This window comes from Tepidimonas sp. HKU78 (assembly GCF_049860815.1).
Lineage (GTDB): Bacteria > Pseudomonadota > Gammaproteobacteria > Burkholderiales > Burkholderiaceae_C > Tepidimonas.
The window spans coordinates 1,661,456-1,676,180 of record NZ_CP187547.1; the positions used below are offsets into that span (position 1 = coordinate 1,661,456).

The following is a 14,725-nucleotide window of genomic DNA, read 5'->3' on the forward strand; positions in this document are numbered from 1 at the left end:
TGCCGTCGGCCGGGGCTTTAGCGCGGCATGCGGCGCACGGGCACCAGCGCATCGAGCGGTCGCGGTATGCCGACTTGGTAGCCTTGGGCGTAGTCCACACCCAGCTCGCGTACGCGTGCCAGGATCGCTTCGGACGAAACGTACTCGGCGATGGTGCGCAGCCCCATGACATGACCGATGGTGTTGATGGCTTGCACCATGGCAAGATCGATCGGGTCGGATTCGATGTCTTTGATGAAACTGCCGTCGATTTTCAGGAAGTCAACCGGCAGATTCTTCAGGTAGGTGTAGGGTTCCGGACGATTGCATAGATCCTTCGCGTCGTGCACTCTTCGTTAGTCGCGCAGTGATGCGAGAGCTGATCGACAACCTCCGGAGCGCTCAACCATGATTATTCGCCTACACAAAAACGCCACCACAACCCCCGCCACCCGCGCCTACATCCAGTCCTCGTCCTTGTCGGTTGCGGCCTTGGCAGCCGAGTTGGGCGTATCCGAAGACACCATCCGCCGCTGGAAGCGTCGGGACTTTGTGGAAGATCGCCCGCATACCGCGCATCGTTTGCAGACGACGCTCACCCCGGCGCAGGAGCTTTTGGTGGTGGAGCTGCGCAAGACCCTCCAGCTACCCCTTGACGATCTGCTGGTGGTCACACGGGAGTTCATCAACCCCCGGGCCTCACGTTCTGGGCTGTATCGTCTGCTCAAGCGCCATGGCCTATCCCAACTGCCCAGTGAAGCCAAGGATGCGCCTGCTTCCAAGCCATTCAAGACCTACATGCCGGGCTACCTGCACATCGACGTCAAGTACCTGCCGCAGATGCCCGACGAACATCAGAGGCGTTATCTCTTCGTCGCCATTGACCGCGCCACCCGTTGGGTCTTCATCCAGATTAAGCCAAACAAGACCGCAGCCGCGGCCAGAAGCTTCCTGAAGGCCTTGCACAAGACCTGCCCGGTCAGAATCACGCACATCCTCACCGACAACGGCAAGGAGTTCACGGATCGCCTCTTCGCCTCAGGCGCGCGCGCACCGTCCGGGAAGCACGAGTTCGATCAGCTCTGCCAGGCCCTTGGCATCGAGCATCGCCTCACCAAGCCCAGACACCCTCAGACCAATGGCATGGTCGAACGCTTCAACGGCCGTATTGCCGAGGTCCTTGCCACCCATCACTTCAACAGCGCCGAGGACCTCGAGACTACCTTGACCCGTTATGTTTGGCTGTACAACCATCATTTACCCCAGAAGGCAATCGGACACATAACACCTCTGGAGGCCTTGAAAAAGTGGTACCCTCAACGCCCCGATCTTTTCATCTTCAAACCACGTAATCGTCCGGGACCTGACAGGTAGGCGAACGAGGACAGCCCGCTGCCGAAGTCGTCCAGCGCGAACAGACAGCCCAAGCGCTTGACCTCCCCGATGAAATGCACCACTTTGGACAAATTGGCCACGGCGGCGGTCTCGGTGATTTCGAAACACAGTGAGCCCGGTGGTAATTGCAACGTTTCGAGTTGGGCCTGCAGGTGCTGTCGGAACTGTTCGTCCGACAACGATGCACCAGAGAGATTGATGGCAAATACCCGGTCGAGATCGCCGTCGCGGCGCACGCGATCGCTCAGCCACGCGAGGGTATTGCGAACCACCCACTGGTCGATGCGGGGCATGAGGCCGTAGCGCTCGCCCCGGCGGCCACCCAAAGTGCTCCACTTATGGCCACCCAAATTGCTCCACCTGACCAGTGGTGACCTGATGCATTGAGCTTGGCATGTTGGTCGCCCGCTGGCCGACAGGCAGGACGTTACTTTCACCCCCTCACCAACGAGGGGACCACCGGAGTGAACGTCTTGAAGCCACACTTGCAAACCACCATATGGACGCTGCTGGAGGCCAACGCCAGCCAGCGAGAGATCGAGCGGGTCACAGGTATCTCCCGTCACACCATCCGCGCCTACCGGCAACGCTTTGCGGCCGAACGGGCAAACTGCCCCGGGGTGGCCACCGGCTCTGAGGCGGTGGCCAGTCAAACTGCCCCACCCCGGCCACCGGCTCCTGCTGTTGCCCCTGCGCCACTGGCCTCCTCCCTGTGCGAACCCCACCGTGAGTTCATCCAGGCGCAGTTGCGTCTCAAGCGCAACGCCATGGCCATCTTCCAGGACCTGGTCGACCAGCACGGCTTTGCCGGCCAGTACAACTCCGTCAAACGCTTCGTGGCCCGACTGCGCCAGAAGGAGCCCGAGCAGTTCGACCGCCTGAGCTTCCTGCCCGGCGAGGAGATGCAGGTCGACTACGGCGAAGGCGCTCCCACCCGGGTGCCGGGTTCTGATCGGTACCGCAAACCCCGCCTGTTCGTGGCCACGCTGCGCTACTCGCGGGCAAGCTTTCGCTGCGTGGTCTGGAAGTCCAGCCACCAGATCTGGGCCGAGCTGCACGAGCGGGCCTTTCGCTTCTTTGGTGGTTGCCCCCAGTACGTGGTGCTGGACAACCTCAAGGAAGGCGTCATCACGCCCGACCTGTACGAACCCGAACTCAACAAGGTCTACGCTGCCACCCTGGCGCACTACCATGTGGTGGCCGACCCAGCCCGGGTACGCGACCCCAACCGCAAGGGCACGGTCGAGCACGCTATCGGCCACACCCAGGCCACGGCCTTGAAGGGCCGGCGCTTCGAGTCCATCGAGGCCCACAACGAGTTCCTGGCGCACTGGGAGAAGAACTGGGCGGCCAAGCGCATCCACGGCACCGAGCGGCGCCAGGTGCAGGCCATGTTCGAGGAAGAACGCGCCTACCTCAAGGCGCTGCCGCTGTTGGGCATGCAGTATTTCAGCGAGGTCGAGCGCACGGTGTGCGATGACAGTTGCGTGCGCGTCGCGCACAGCAGCTACGCCGCGCGCCCGGCGGCCATCGGATCGAAGGTGCTGGTGCGCATCTACGCCCAGCGCATCGAGATCCGTCAGGCCAGCACGGGCGATCTGCTGCGCACCCACCCCAAGGCCGAGCGTCCTGGCTCTGTCGTGCTGCCCCAGGACGAGCGGGTGTTCAACCCCTCGCGCGAGACCCGCTACATCCTGCGCCAGGCCAGCGAGATCGGCGAACATGCGGCCCGTCTGTGTGAGCTGCTCTTTGCCATCGAGGGGCGGGTCGGGCAGCGCAAGCTCTGGGGCATCGTGGCTCTGGTGCGGCGCTACCCGGCCCACTGCGTCAACGCCGCCTGTGCCCAGGCCCTGGAGCAGGGCATCTACAGCTACAAGCGCGTGCTGGCTTTGAGCGAGGGTCTTTTTGCCCAGGCGCTCGCCGCCATTGAAGCCCATGCCAGCGGTGACAACGGCGCGGTGCTCACCACCCCAGAGCTGACCCAGCAGCACGGGCTCATCCGCGATGTCGATGAGTACGGTGATCTCTTCGCGCACGCCGCAGCCACGGCCACGGCAACCGTATCCAGTACCACCGCTGCCACCACCACCGCACCGGGGAGCCTGGCATGAACCTGGCCGAGATCGAACGCGCGCTGCGCGAATTGCGCCTCTCGGGCATTGCCGAGACCCTGTCGACCCGCGTGATGCAGGCCCAGGCCAGCCAGGAGCCGTTCCTGGAGACCTTCGCCGCCATGCTGCAAGACGAGCTGGACCGGCGCCGAACGCGCCTGATGGAGCGCCGCTACAAGCGCTCGGGGCTGGATGAGAAGGTCACGCTGGCCGACTTTGACTGGCGCTTCAACCCCAAGCTGCCCAGATCGGCCTGCTTTGAGCTGCACACGCTCAAGTTCATCGCAGAGGGCGCCAATGCACTGATCGTGGGCAAGCCCGGCACGGGCAAGAGCCACTTGGCCAAGGCGGTGGCCTACCAGGCCACGCTGGCCGGTCACGATGTGCGCTATCTGGAGGCGGACACCGAGTTTGGCCGCTACGCGCTGGGCAATGCCACCGAGCGGGGCTCACTGCTCAAGGAGTGGGTGCAGCCCGACCTGCTGGTCCTGGATGACCTGTTCCTGGCGCGGCGCATCAGCGAGCACGCCGCCGAGGTGTTGCAGGCCATCGTGCACCAGCGCTACAAGTTGCGCAGGTCGATCGTGGTGACCTCCAACCGGGTGGTGCAGGACTGGGGTAAGTATCTGGGCGACGCCACCATGGCCACCACCATCCTGGACCGCCTGATGCACCGCTGCGCGATGCTGGAATTCGAGGGCAAGAGCTACCGCCTCAAGGAGGCCGCCGCGCGCATCGCCATCAACCCTGAAGCCTCATAATTCGACCGTCCTGCCTGGAGCAGTTTGACCGGCCACAAGTGGGGCAGTTTGGGGTGGCCATCGGGGCTCGGCCGCCGGCAAAAACGCCCCGGGTTGGATGAGTTGGCCGTCTTCCTCCAGTCGCACCAGGATCTCGGCGTGGGGGCGCTCGCCCGGCGTGGGGTGCAGCGGCACGATGGGTTGCACGTATAGCCGCAACCGATCTTCGTCCAACGCCGATTGCAGACGTGACACCCATTGCATTTGACCCTGCTGCTCGAGCAGGTGCCGGTCGTCGGGCTGATAGACGTGGATGCGGTTGCGCCCGGCCTCTTTGGCGGCGTAGCAAGCCGCATCCGCTGCTCCCAACAGGGTATCGGCGTCGCGCTCGTGGGCTGCCACCGGGACCAGGCCGATCGACACACCGATTCCAAACGAGCGCTCCCCCCACGCGAAGCGAAAGTCAGCGATGGCCTCGCGAATGCGCTGTGCCAGCGCCACTGCGGGCTCCAAGTCGCAGCCTTGTAGGATCAGGCCAAACTCATCGCCACCCAAGCGCGCCAACGTGTCGGCCGCGCGCAGGTGGCCACGCATGAGTTGCGTGATTTGGCGCAGCAGCTCATCGCCGGCGACGTGGCCGCACGTGTCGTTGACGATCTTGAACTGGTCGAGATCCAGATAGCATAAGACGTGGGATGCCGGGTCGGGGCGAGCCAGGAGCTCGCGCAAGCGCCGCTCGAACTCGCGCCGGTTGGGCACGCCCGTCAAGGCGTCGTGCGTCGCTTGGTGACTGAGCGCGCGCGCCAGATTCAACGATACCGTGACGTCGTGAAACACCAGCACGGCACCGATCAAAAAGCCATCGCGGTTGCGGATCGGTGCAGCGGTGTCGATGATGGGGGTCTGTTCACCGTCGCGCCGCAGCAGCAAGGCGTGTTCTCGCCGGGTGGCTGGCGCCGCGCCGCGCAGCAAATCGCGCACCAGGTCGGGCCATGCGCAGCTCCAGCGACGCACCAGGATGGGTCAGGCGTTGGCTGTCGATGGGCAGCGCGTGGCCCGCTTCGCGCAGCACATGCACCAGCGGCTGACCCACCGCCGCGGTGGCAGGAACACCGAGCAGCTTTTCCGCACCAGGGTTGAGGCTCACCAGCGTGCCGTCGGGCCGAAACGTCAGCAGCCCGTCGCGCATTTCGCGCACCAGCGCCACCGTGTTTGCGGTGGCGGCCTGCAGGGCCTGCATGACGCGGTTGTAGGCGCGCGCGATTTGCCCGACCTCGGTGAAATCTTCCTCGGGGACACGCTGGCTCAGGTCGCCGCCTTGGCGGGTACGCTCCATCGCCTCCAACAGCTCGATCAGCTCGGTGCGCGCACCATGCTCGGCGACGTTGAGCCCCTTGCGCTCCTCATCGGGGGTGACGCGCAGATCGCGCTCACGCACCAGCCACAAAAAGGCGAGGGTGGCCAGTACGCACCAGACTCCGCACACCACCACGCCCAGCGCTTGCACCCCGATTTGGGCCGCTCGGCTCAAGCCAGTGCCCAGCAAGGCGGGATCGCCCAGCAATCCCACGGCCAGCGTGCCCCAAACGCCAGCGGCCAGATGCGCAGGGATGGCGCCCACGGCGTCGTCGATGCGTCGCCGCAACAGCCACTCGTTGGCCCAGGCCATGACCCATGCCCCAATGGCACCGGTGAAGACGGCCGCGGGCGCCGACAGCGCATGGGCGCCCGCTGTGATGGCCACCAGACCGGCGATCAGGCCGTTGATGAGGGACATCACCTCGAAATATCCGTGCAGCAGCCGTCCTGCGGCCAAGCCCGCCAGCGCGCCGGCCGCGGCGGCCAGCGTGGTGTGCAACAAAATCCCGGGGACGCGGCCATCCAGCGCCAGGGTGCTGCCGCCATTGAACCCGAGCCAACCAAAAAACAGCAGCAGCGCCCCCAGCATCGCCATGGGCAGGCTGCCGGCCGGGATCACCGGCGGCGGCCCGTCGGCCGGGAACCGCCCAGCGCGCGCGCCGATACGCCACACCGCGACCAGCGCCACCCAGCCGCCCACGCTGTGCACCACGGTGGAGCCGGCAAAGTCCACGAAGCCCATCTCGGCCAGCCAGCCGCGTGCACCCGGCGCCCATGCGCCGCCCCATGCCCAATGGCCAAAGACCGGGTAGACGATGAGCGACACCCATGCCGACAATGCCAAGTACGCGCCAAAGCGCATGCGCTCGGCCACGGCACCCGAGACGATGGTGGCCGCGGTGGCGCAAAACATGACCTGAAACAGCACGAAGCCGAGCAAGTGGGGTTCGTCGGGCAGTTGGTCGAACAACCCAAACAAGCCTGCGCCGATCCAACCGCCCGCGCTGGGGCCGAACATGAGGCCGAACCCAATCAGCCAGAATAGCAACGCGGCCACGGAAAAGTCCGCCATGTTCTTGGCCGCGACGTTGATCGAGTTCTTGCTGCGCGTCAGCCCCGACTCCAAGCAGAGAAAGCCTGCCTGCATCACGAAGACCAAGCCGGCACAGAGCAGCACCCACAGCAGATCGATCGGAGACGACAACATCCGGGTACCCCAAAGCAGCGCGGGACAGGCCCGCGGATACCCGGATCAAAGCAAACGCCGTGCCTGTCAAACTCGAAACGGTGCGCGCAGAAAGCCGCGAAAGCGGGCGCGTCCACCGCGCACCGGCGGCGCGCTCAAGGTGTAGTGCGGAAAGCGTGCCAAGAAGCGGCCGATGGCAATGCGTCCCTCCAGTCGCGCCAGGTTCAGGCCCGCGCATTGGTGCACGCCAAACCCGAACGCCAAGTGTCGGTTTTCGGTCCGGCTGAGATCGAGGCGTTCGGGGTCGGCAAAGACCGCAGGATCGCGATTCGCCGCTCCGATGCAAAGTGTGACCAGGGCTCCGGCGGGCAGCCGAACGCCGCCCACCTCGGTATCGCGCAACGCACGCCGGTTGCCCAGTTGGTTGGACGACTCGAAGCGCAGGAACTCCTCGACGGCTGCGTCGAGGACAGTGTCGCACTGCTGCGGATCGTCGCGGGCAGCGCGCAACCGTTGCTGTAGCCAGGCCTTCTGCTGCGGCCACTCGTGCAAGCACACCAGCGCATTGCCGATCAGGTTGGTGGTCGTTTCATGACCCGCGTTGAGCAGGAAGATACCGTTGTGGAGCAGCTCGGTTTCGGTCAGCCGTTCGCCATCCTGCTCGCCTTGGATGAGCCGTGTCAGCACGTCGCGCTGCGGGTCGAGCGGATGGCGGCGGCGTAGTCCTCGATCAAGTCGCCACCGCCACGGTCGGCGATGCGGTCGAGTAAGTCATCGACCAGCGTCACCAGTCCTGGCTCCAAATCGGCGATGGCGCGCCGGGTCAGCGCCCCCATGATGAGTTGGCGCACCCGGGTGTGCAGCGGCGGATCGTTGAACACCAGGCTGGTAGTGTGGTGTTCGTACAGCGGGGACTCGGTGCCGTACTTGGGGGCAAATTCGATGTGCTTGTCGGAGCTGAACGTGGCAGCGTCTCGGTAGACGGCCACCAGATCGGCGTGTCGGGTGAGAAACCACGTGCCATCTGGCATGGCCCGCACGGGATCGTGCTGACGCAACCACGCATACACCGGGTAGGGGTTGGCCAGAAAATCGGGCGGCAGCCGACGCAGGTCGAAATCGCTCCCGATTTTGGCCGCACGCTCGGGCGTCATCGGTGGTGTGATGTCGGCGGGTACGACCGCCTGTTCTGCTGTCGATGCCATGGCTGTCACGCCTGTAGTCCCCGCCGCAGTGCGTCGAGCACCCCGTCTGGCGCCTCGGTCATGAGGGCGTGGCCGGCGGGGATCTGCACCACGTCCACCGGGACGCCGGCGGCGTGTGCGGCGTCGATGAGTGGTTGCGCGGCTTTGGGCGGGGTCATTTGGTCGCGCGTGCCCAGGATGAACTGCACCGGGCAGCACAGCGCGCGCGCCGCGGCCTCGCCGCCCTGGTAGCGGTCGCACGCGAGGAAGCCGCGGTGAAAGACGTTGACCTGCGCGTTGCTGGCCAGCACGGCGTGCATGAGCGCGCAAGACGCTCCATACAGCCACGTGCCGGGCCCGAGCGCCGAGGGTGGCGGGGCCAGCGTCGAGTGGCTGAAGACGTTGACCATGTCGATGGCGCGCCGAGGGTCGTGCAGCGACGCTTCCAGCAAGGCGGGGGACACGCGCATGGGGTAGGCCGTGCCCACCAGCGCCAAGTGTGTGACGCGCTGCGGGGCGTCGGCTGCGGCCTGCAAGGCGATCAGCGAGCCCCAGCTGTGGCCCACCAGTGCCGCCTGCGCCACGCCCAGTGCATCGAGCAGTGCGAGCACGGTGCGGGCCGCCTCCTCCACGCTGGCGGGTGCGTTGCCCGCGCTGCGGCCGTGGCCGGGCAGGTCGATCGCCAGCACGTTGAAGCCGTGGTGCGCCAGGTAGCGGCTTTGCAGAATCCACACGCTGTGGTCGTTGAGCACACCGTGGATCATCACCACCGTGGGCCGGTCGGCCTGCAGGGGGCGCCCGCCGGTGTAGGCGTACAGCGGCGCGCCGAGGACGTCGATCATCATGGGCGGTCTCCGGGCATCAGGTGGTTTTTTCTGCGGCTTTGAGGGCGCGCTTGAGATCGTCGATCAGGTCGTTGGGGTCTTCCAGCCCGATGGACAGCCGGATCGTGCCCGGGCCGATGCCGGCCGCGGCCAAGGCCGCGTCGTCCATGCGGAAGTGGGTGGTGCTGGCCGGATGGATGACCAAGCTGCGGCAGTCGCCCACGTTGGCCAGGTGGCTGAACAGGCGCAGCGCCTCGATGAAGGCCCGCCCCTGGGCGCGGCCGCCGCGCAGGTCGAAGCTGAACACGCTACCTGCGCCGCGCGGCAGCAGCCGCTGCGCCAGCGCGTGGCTGGGGTGATCGGGCAGCATGGGGTGCCCCACGCGCGCCACCATCGGGTGCGCGGCCAGGAACTCCACCACCTTGGCCGTGTTGTCCACGTGTCGCGCCATGCGCAGCGGCAAGGTCTCGATACCCTGCAGGATCAGCCACGCGGTGTGCGGGCTCATGCAGGCACCGAAGTCGCGCAGCCCCTCGCGGCGCGCGCGCAGCGCAAACGCCCCCACGGTGGACTCCTCGCTGAACACCATCCCGTGAAAGCCGTCGTAGGGTTCGGTCAGCTCGGCATAGCGCCCGTCGCGCGCGTGTGCGCGCTCCCAGTCGAAGCGGCCGCCGTCGATCAACACGCCACCGATGACGGTGCCATGGCCGCTCAAAAATTTGGTGGCGGAGTGGTAGACCAAATCGGCACCCAGTGCCAATGGCTGGATCAACCACGGGGTGGTCAAGGTCGAGTCCACCAACAGCGGCACGCCCGCGGCGTGCGCGATGTCGGCCACCGCCGGGATGTCCAGCACGTCCAGGCCCGGGTTGCCCACCGTCTCGCCAAAGAACAGCCGGGTCTCGGGCCGCACGGCGGCGCGCCAGGCATCCAGGTCGCGCGGCGGCACGAAGGTGGTCTCGATGCCGAAGCGGCGCAAGGTGTAGTGCAGCAGGTTGTGGCTGCCGCCATACAGGGCGCTGGAGGCGACGATGTGCCCGCCCGCCCCCATGAGCGTGACGATGGCCAGGTGCAGTGCCGCCTGACCGCTGGCCGTGGCGATGCCGGCGATGCCGCCTTCGAGCGCGGCCACACGCTGCTCCAGCACCGCGGTGGTGGGGTTGCTGATGCGGCTGTAGACGTGCCCGGCTCGCTCCTGGTTGAACAGGGCCGCGGCATGGTCGGCCGAGGCAAAGACGTACGACGTGGTCAGGTGGATGGGCACGGCGCGTGCGCCCGTGGTCGGGTCTGGCGCGGCGCCCGCGTGCAGCGCCAGCGTGTCGAAGCCGGGATCGGTGTAACCGGGCATGGTGTCTCCTCGTGTTGTGGTCTATATTAGCTTGCACGGCAGCGCGCCCGCTGCACCCCCGTGACAACAGGAGCCCTCACCATGAAAGTCCGTGACATTTTGCGCGTCAAAGGCGGCACTCTCTACACCGTCTCGCCCGACGAGACGCTGGCGCGTGCGGTGGAGACCATGGCCCAGTTCGACATTGGCTCGCTGGCCGTGATGGAGCACGGCGAGCTGGTGGGCATGCTGACCTTTCGCGAGGTGATCGCCGCCATTGCCCGCAATGGCGGCACGGTGGGCACCACCACGGTGCGCAGCATCATGGACGACCACCCCATGACCTGCACGCCCGAGACCGAGCTCGACGACGTGCGCCCCATGATGCTGGAGCGCCACACACGCTACATGCCGGTCATGGACAACCGCATGCTCATGGGCGTGATCAGCTTCTACGACGTGGCCAAGGCGGTGGTCGAGTCGCAGAGCTTCGAGAACAAGATGCTCAAGGCCTACATCCGCGACTGGCCCGAGGACGACGCTCCGGCGGCCGAGTCCGCCTCGCAGACCAGCGGTCAGCCCGGGTGAGTTGAGCGCCCATGGCGGACGGCGCCTGGGCCGTGGCCGCCGCCTTGCTGGGCGGCATTGGCCTGTTTTTGCTCGGCATGGAGCTCATGACCGAGGGCCTGCGCTTGGCGGCGGGGCCGTCGCTGGAGCGCATCCTGGCCGCCTCCACCGCCACGCGTTGGCGCGCCTTGGCGGCCGGCGTGCTGGTGACGGCGGTGGTGCAATCCTCCAGCGCGGTGACGGTGGCCACGATCGGCTTCGTCAACGCCGGGTTGCTGAACCTGGGTGGTGCGCTGTGGGTGCTGTTCGGCGCCAACGTGGGCACCACCATGACGGGGTGGATCGTCTCGCTGCTGGGGTTTGGCGTCAAGATCGACGCGCTGGCGCTACCGCTCATCGGGCTGGGGGTGGGGTTGCGCGTCAGCGGCGCGTCGGCGCGGCGCGGCGCGCTGGGCACGGCACTGGCGGGATTCGGCCTGCTGTTCTTGGGCATCGAGGTGCTCAAGGACGGCTTCGACGACGTCGCGCGGCGCATCGAGTTGCCAGCAGGCACGGGCTGGGTCGCGGTATTGGCGCAACTGCTCGTGGGGCTGGTGTTGACCGTGCTGATGCAAAGCTCGAGCGCCTCGCTGACGGTGGCGCTGAGTGCCGCTCAGGGGGGGCTGATCAGCGCGCAGGGGGCCGCCGCCGTGGTCATTGGCGCCAACATCGGCACCACGGTGACGGCAGTGTTGGCGGCGCTGCAGGCCACGGCCAACGCTCGGCGTGCGGCGGCGGCGCACGTGGTCTTCAACGTACTGACGGGCGTGGTGGCGCTGCTGTTGCTGCCGTGGCTGGTGCAGTGGCTGCTGCAGGCCAAGGCGGCACTGGGGCTGCCGCCGCTGCCCGCCCTGACGGTGGCGATGTTTCACACCACTTTCAACGTCATGGGGGTGGCACTCATGTGGCCACTGGCCCCGACCCTGACGCGCTGGCTGCAGGGGCGCTTTCGCGCCGCCGAGGAGGACGAGGCCCGGCCCCGCTACCTGGACCCGAACGTGCTGACCGTGCCGGCCCTGGCCCTGCAAGCCCTGGCACGCGAGCTGCACCGCCTGCAAGGGTTGGCGGCGCGCGCCCTGCGCACGGTATGCGATCTGCCCGCGTTGGCCGGGCCGACGGCCGGTGTGGCGCCGGACGCCGACGAGGCGCAACGGCGCGCGCGGCTGGTAGCGGCGCGCACGGTCGCGCGTCGGCTGCAGCGGGCCGTGGGCGAATTCGTGACGGCGCTGCAGCGCACCGAACTGGGGCGCGATGGCGCGGCGCAACTGCCGCAACTGCTGCGCGTGGCCCGCTATGCCGACCAAGCCGTCGAGCAGGCCGAAGAAGCGGCCGAAGCGCTGGCACCGTGGCCGGCCGTGGCCCCCGGCGTGCCGCGGCTGGAACTGGCGGCGTTTCGCCAGCGGGCACAGGCCCTGCTGACCCCGCTGCAGGGCGACGTGGCTGACGATCCGGCCGCCCTGGAGGCGGCGCTGACCGAGGCCGAAGACGCCTACGCCGTGCTCAAAGATGCGCTGCTGCGTGCCGGCGCCCAGGGCGCGTTGTCACTGGACGCGATGGACGCCTGGTTGCGCGCCATCAGTGAGCTGCGCCGAGGCTTGCAACAAATGACCAAAGGCGCATTGCTGTTGGCCGACTTGGGTGCCGGCCATGATCGACGCGCTGCGGGATAATGGCGGGCATGAGCGGCAACACCCTGGGCACCCTGTTTCGCGTCACCAACTTCGGCGAATCGCACGGACCGGCCATTGGCTGTGTCATCGATGGGTGCCCGCCCGGGATGGCCCTGTCGGAGGCCGACATCCAGCCGGATCTGGACCGGCGCCGTCCGGGCAGCAGCAAGTTCGTCACCCAGCGGCGCGAGGCCGATCAGGTGCAGATCCTCAGCGGGGTCTACCAAGGTCGCACCACGGGTGCGCCGATCGCGCTGCTCATCGCCAACACCGACCAGCGCAGTCAGGACTATGGTGACATCGCACAGACCTTTCGGCCCGGGCATGCCGACTACACCTATTGGTACAAGTACGGCATTCGCGATCCGCGCGGCGGTGGGCGTTCCTCGGCGCGGTTGACGGCGCCCACCGTCGCGGCTGGTGCCGTGGCCCGCAAGTGGCTGCGCGAGCACTATGGCACCGTGGTGCGCGGTGCTTTGTTGCAGATCGGCCGCGTTGCCGTGCCGTTCGAAGGGTGGGAGCATGTCGACGCCAACCCGTTTTTCGCGCCCACGGCCGACGTGAGCGCGCTCGAGGCGTACCTGGGTGAGATTCGCAAGGCTGGTGATTCGGTCGGTGCCCGACTGCGCGTGGTGGCGCAAGGGGTGCCAGTCGGGTTGGGCGAGCCCATCTACGACCGGCTCGATGCCGACATCGCGCACGCCATGATGGGGCTCAACGCCGTCAAGGGGGTGGAGATCGGTGACGGCTTTGCCTGCGTGGCGCAGCGCGGCAGCGAGCACGGCGACGCCATCACCCCGCAGGGGTTCGTCTCCAACCACGCGGGTGGTGTGCTCGGGGGCATCAGCACCGGGCAGGACATCGTGGTGACGCTGGCCATCAAGCCCACCAGCTCCATCCTGGTGCCGCGTCCCTCCATCGACACCACGGGCGCCCCCACCGAGGTCATCACCAAAGGGCGTCACGACCCGTGCGTGGGCATCCGGGCCGTGCCCATCGTCGAGGCTTTGCTCGCCCTGGTGCTGATGGATCACGCGCTGCGCCACCGCGCGCAGTGCGGTGACGTGCGGGTGGTGCCCGGGCCCGTGGCGGCGCAGGCGCCGACCGACCCGACGACGCGGTCATGAGCGCACAGGCGGCGGCGCCTGCTGCCCCCGCGCGCTCGCTGTGGCCGTTTGCGGCGCTCTCGGCGGGGTATTTCGCTCACATCGGGTTTTTCAACCCGTACCTGCCGCTGTGGTTGCAGCATCTGGGCTATGGACTGTGGGCCATCGGCTTGTTGACCGCGCTGCAGTCGGCCACCCGGCTGTTCGCGCCCTACCTGTGGGGGTGGCTCAGCGACCGCAGTGGCGACCCGGTGCGCTGGCTGCGCGTGTGTGCCGGGGTGGCGCTGGGGATCTCACTGGGGCTGTGGTGGCAACCCGCCCCCTGGTGGTTGCCGCTGGTGCTGTTGCTGCTGTTTACCCACACCAGCGCGATGATGCCGCTGTCGGAGACCGTGCTCGCGCACGCCATGGGCGCGGCGGGGCGCTTCGACGCGGGTCGCTACGGGCGCGTGCGCCTGTGGGGCTCGTTGGGCTTTTTGCTGACCGTGCTGGCCGCGGGCGTGTGGTTCGAGCGGCATGGGCTGGGTGGCTTTCCCCTCTGGGCCAACCTAACCCTGGTGCTGGTGGTGGCGGCCGTGTGGGCCATCCCGCCGTGGCGGCAGGCGCCCCTGGCCGCCAGCGCCGCGCCAGCGCGCGTCGGCCCGGTGCTGCGCCAGCCCGCGGTGGCGTGGTTTTTCGTGGCCCTGTTCTGGCACGTGCTGGCGCACGTCCTCGTCTACATTTTTTTCTCGCTCTATTTGGACCGGTTGGGTTACGGCAAGGGCGCCATCGGCGCGCTGTGGGCCACGGCGGTGGTGGTGGAAGTGGCCTGGTTCTTCACCCAGGGGCGGTGGTTGCCGCGGCTGGCGCTGCCGCAGTGGCTGCTGCTGGCCGCGGTGCTGACCGCCGTGCGCATGGCGGCCACGGCCTGGGGTGCCGGGTGGTGGCCGGTGCTGGCATTGGCGCAGGGGCTGCACGCCGTCACCTTCGCCGCGCACCACACGGTGTGCGTCGCGCTCATCCATCGACACTTTCCAGGACGGTTGCGCGCGCGCGGGCAGGCCCTGTATGCCCTGATCGGCTACGGCGCCTCGGGCGTGGTGGCGGGCGCGCTGGGCGGCTGGGTGAGCAGCCGCTTCGGGCTGGCCGCGGTGTTCGTCATGGGGCTGCTGGCGGCCATCGCCGCCGCCGGTGCTGCCGCGATGGTAGGGCGCTACGATACCGCACAGTCAGCCCATCCGGCTGATTGATCTCCGGGG

At 67.5% G+C, this 14,725-nt stretch carries 13 protein-coding genes and 1 pseudogene; 7 read left to right on the forward strand and 7 right to left on the reverse strand.

Annotated features, from left to right (window positions below; all coding sequences use genetic code 11):
- Positions 1-17: 17 nt before the first annotated feature.
- Positions 18-329 carry an EAL domain-containing protein gene (locus tag ACPYIS_RS08365; RefSeq protein WP_424894748.1) on the reverse strand — a complete coding sequence of 104 codons (312 nt, stop codon included), beginning with the start codon at positions 327-329 and terminating at the stop codon, positions 18-20.
- Positions 330-387: 58 nt separating this feature from the next.
- Between ACPYIS_RS08365 and ACPYIS_RS08370 the strand changes: the two genes are divergently transcribed.
- Positions 388-1,353, forward strand: a complete 966-nt coding sequence (locus ACPYIS_RS08370) for an IS481 family transposase (RefSeq protein WP_424894747.1) — start codon at positions 388-390, stop codon at positions 1,351-1,353.
- On the opposite strand, the gene ACPYIS_RS08375 is transcribed toward ACPYIS_RS08370, so the two are convergent.
- Positions 1,296-1,667 carry an EAL domain-containing protein gene (locus ACPYIS_RS08375; RefSeq protein WP_424894746.1) on the reverse strand — a complete coding sequence of 124 codons (372 nt, stop codon included), beginning with the start codon at positions 1,665-1,667 and terminating at the stop codon, positions 1,296-1,298. The two genes, ACPYIS_RS08370 and ACPYIS_RS08375, sit on opposite strands and share 58 nt — an antisense overlap.
- 171 nt (positions 1,668-1,838) lie before the next feature.
- On the opposite strand from ACPYIS_RS08375, the gene istA reads away from it, so the two are divergent.
- Both istA and istB read left to right on the forward strand, forming a co-directional pair.
- On the forward strand, positions 1,839-3,485 hold the full coding sequence (istA, locus tag ACPYIS_RS08380) for an IS21 family transposase (protein ID WP_424894389.1): 1,647 nt from the start codon (positions 1,839-1,841) through the stop codon (positions 3,483-3,485).
- Positions 3,482-4,246 (forward strand): IS21-like element helper ATPase IstB, encoded by a 765-nt coding sequence (gene istB / locus ACPYIS_RS08385; RefSeq protein ID WP_425973478.1) that lies wholly within the window; start codon positions 3,482-3,484, stop codon positions 4,244-4,246. Before istA ends, istB begins: the two co-directional genes overlap by 4 nt.
- On the opposite strand, the gene ACPYIS_RS08390 is transcribed toward istB, so the two are convergent.
- The 5 genes and pseudogenes from ACPYIS_RS08390 to ACPYIS_RS08410 form a co-directional block, all read right to left on the reverse strand.
- Entirely contained in the window at positions 4,241-5,206 is a 966-nt protein-coding gene (locus ACPYIS_RS08390) for a diguanylate cyclase domain-containing protein (RefSeq protein ID WP_425973479.1), read from the reverse strand. The two genes, istB and ACPYIS_RS08390, sit on opposite strands and share 6 nt — an antisense overlap.
- A complete protein-coding gene (gene amt / locus ACPYIS_RS08395) occupies positions 5,133-6,791 on the reverse strand; it encodes an ammonium transporter (protein WP_424894744.1) in 1,659 nt (552 codons plus the stop codon). The genes ACPYIS_RS08390 and amt overlap by 74 nt, the downstream gene beginning before the upstream one ends.
- A 66-nt stretch (positions 6,792-6,857) precedes the next feature.
- Positions 6,858-7,924: pseudogene (locus ACPYIS_RS08400) on the reverse strand (cytochrome P450).
- Between the two features lie 56 nt (positions 7,925-7,980).
- Positions 7,981-8,799 carry an alpha/beta fold hydrolase gene (locus ACPYIS_RS08405; RefSeq protein WP_424859554.1) on the reverse strand — a complete coding sequence of 273 codons (819 nt, stop codon included), beginning with the start codon at positions 8,797-8,799 and terminating at the stop codon, positions 7,981-7,983.
- Positions 8,800-8,815: 16 nt separating this feature from the next.
- Positions 8,816-10,126: an O-acetylhomoserine aminocarboxypropyltransferase gene (locus ACPYIS_RS08410; RefSeq protein ID WP_424894742.1), complete on the reverse strand. Its 1,311-nt coding sequence runs from the start codon at positions 10,124-10,126 to the stop codon at positions 8,816-8,818.
- Between the two features lie 81 nt (positions 10,127-10,207).
- Between ACPYIS_RS08410 and ACPYIS_RS08415 the strand changes: the two genes are divergently transcribed.
- Genes ACPYIS_RS08415 through ACPYIS_RS08430 form a run of 4 tightly spaced genes read left to right on the forward strand, consistent with a single transcriptional unit; the run spans position 10,208 to position 14,716 of the window.
- Positions 10,208-10,693, forward strand: coding sequence for a CBS domain-containing protein (locus tag ACPYIS_RS08415; RefSeq protein WP_424894741.1), 486 nt, complete (start codon positions 10,208-10,210; stop codon positions 10,691-10,693).
- Between the two features lie 11 nt (positions 10,694-10,704).
- Positions 10,705-12,381 carry a Na/Pi cotransporter family protein gene (locus tag ACPYIS_RS08420; RefSeq protein ID WP_424894740.1) on the forward strand — a complete coding sequence of 559 codons (1,677 nt, stop codon included), beginning with the start codon at positions 10,705-10,707 and terminating at the stop codon, positions 12,379-12,381.
- Positions 12,382-12,389: 8 nt separating this feature from the next.
- Positions 12,390-13,508, forward strand: a complete 1,119-nt coding sequence (aroC, locus tag ACPYIS_RS08425; RefSeq protein WP_299021538.1) for a chorismate synthase — start codon at positions 12,390-12,392, stop codon at positions 13,506-13,508.
- A complete protein-coding gene (locus ACPYIS_RS08430; protein WP_424894739.1) occupies positions 13,505-14,716 on the forward strand; it encodes an MFS transporter in 1,212 nt (403 codons plus the stop codon). The genes aroC and ACPYIS_RS08430 overlap by 4 nt, the downstream gene beginning before the upstream one ends.
- Positions 14,717-14,725 lie beyond the last annotated feature (9 nt).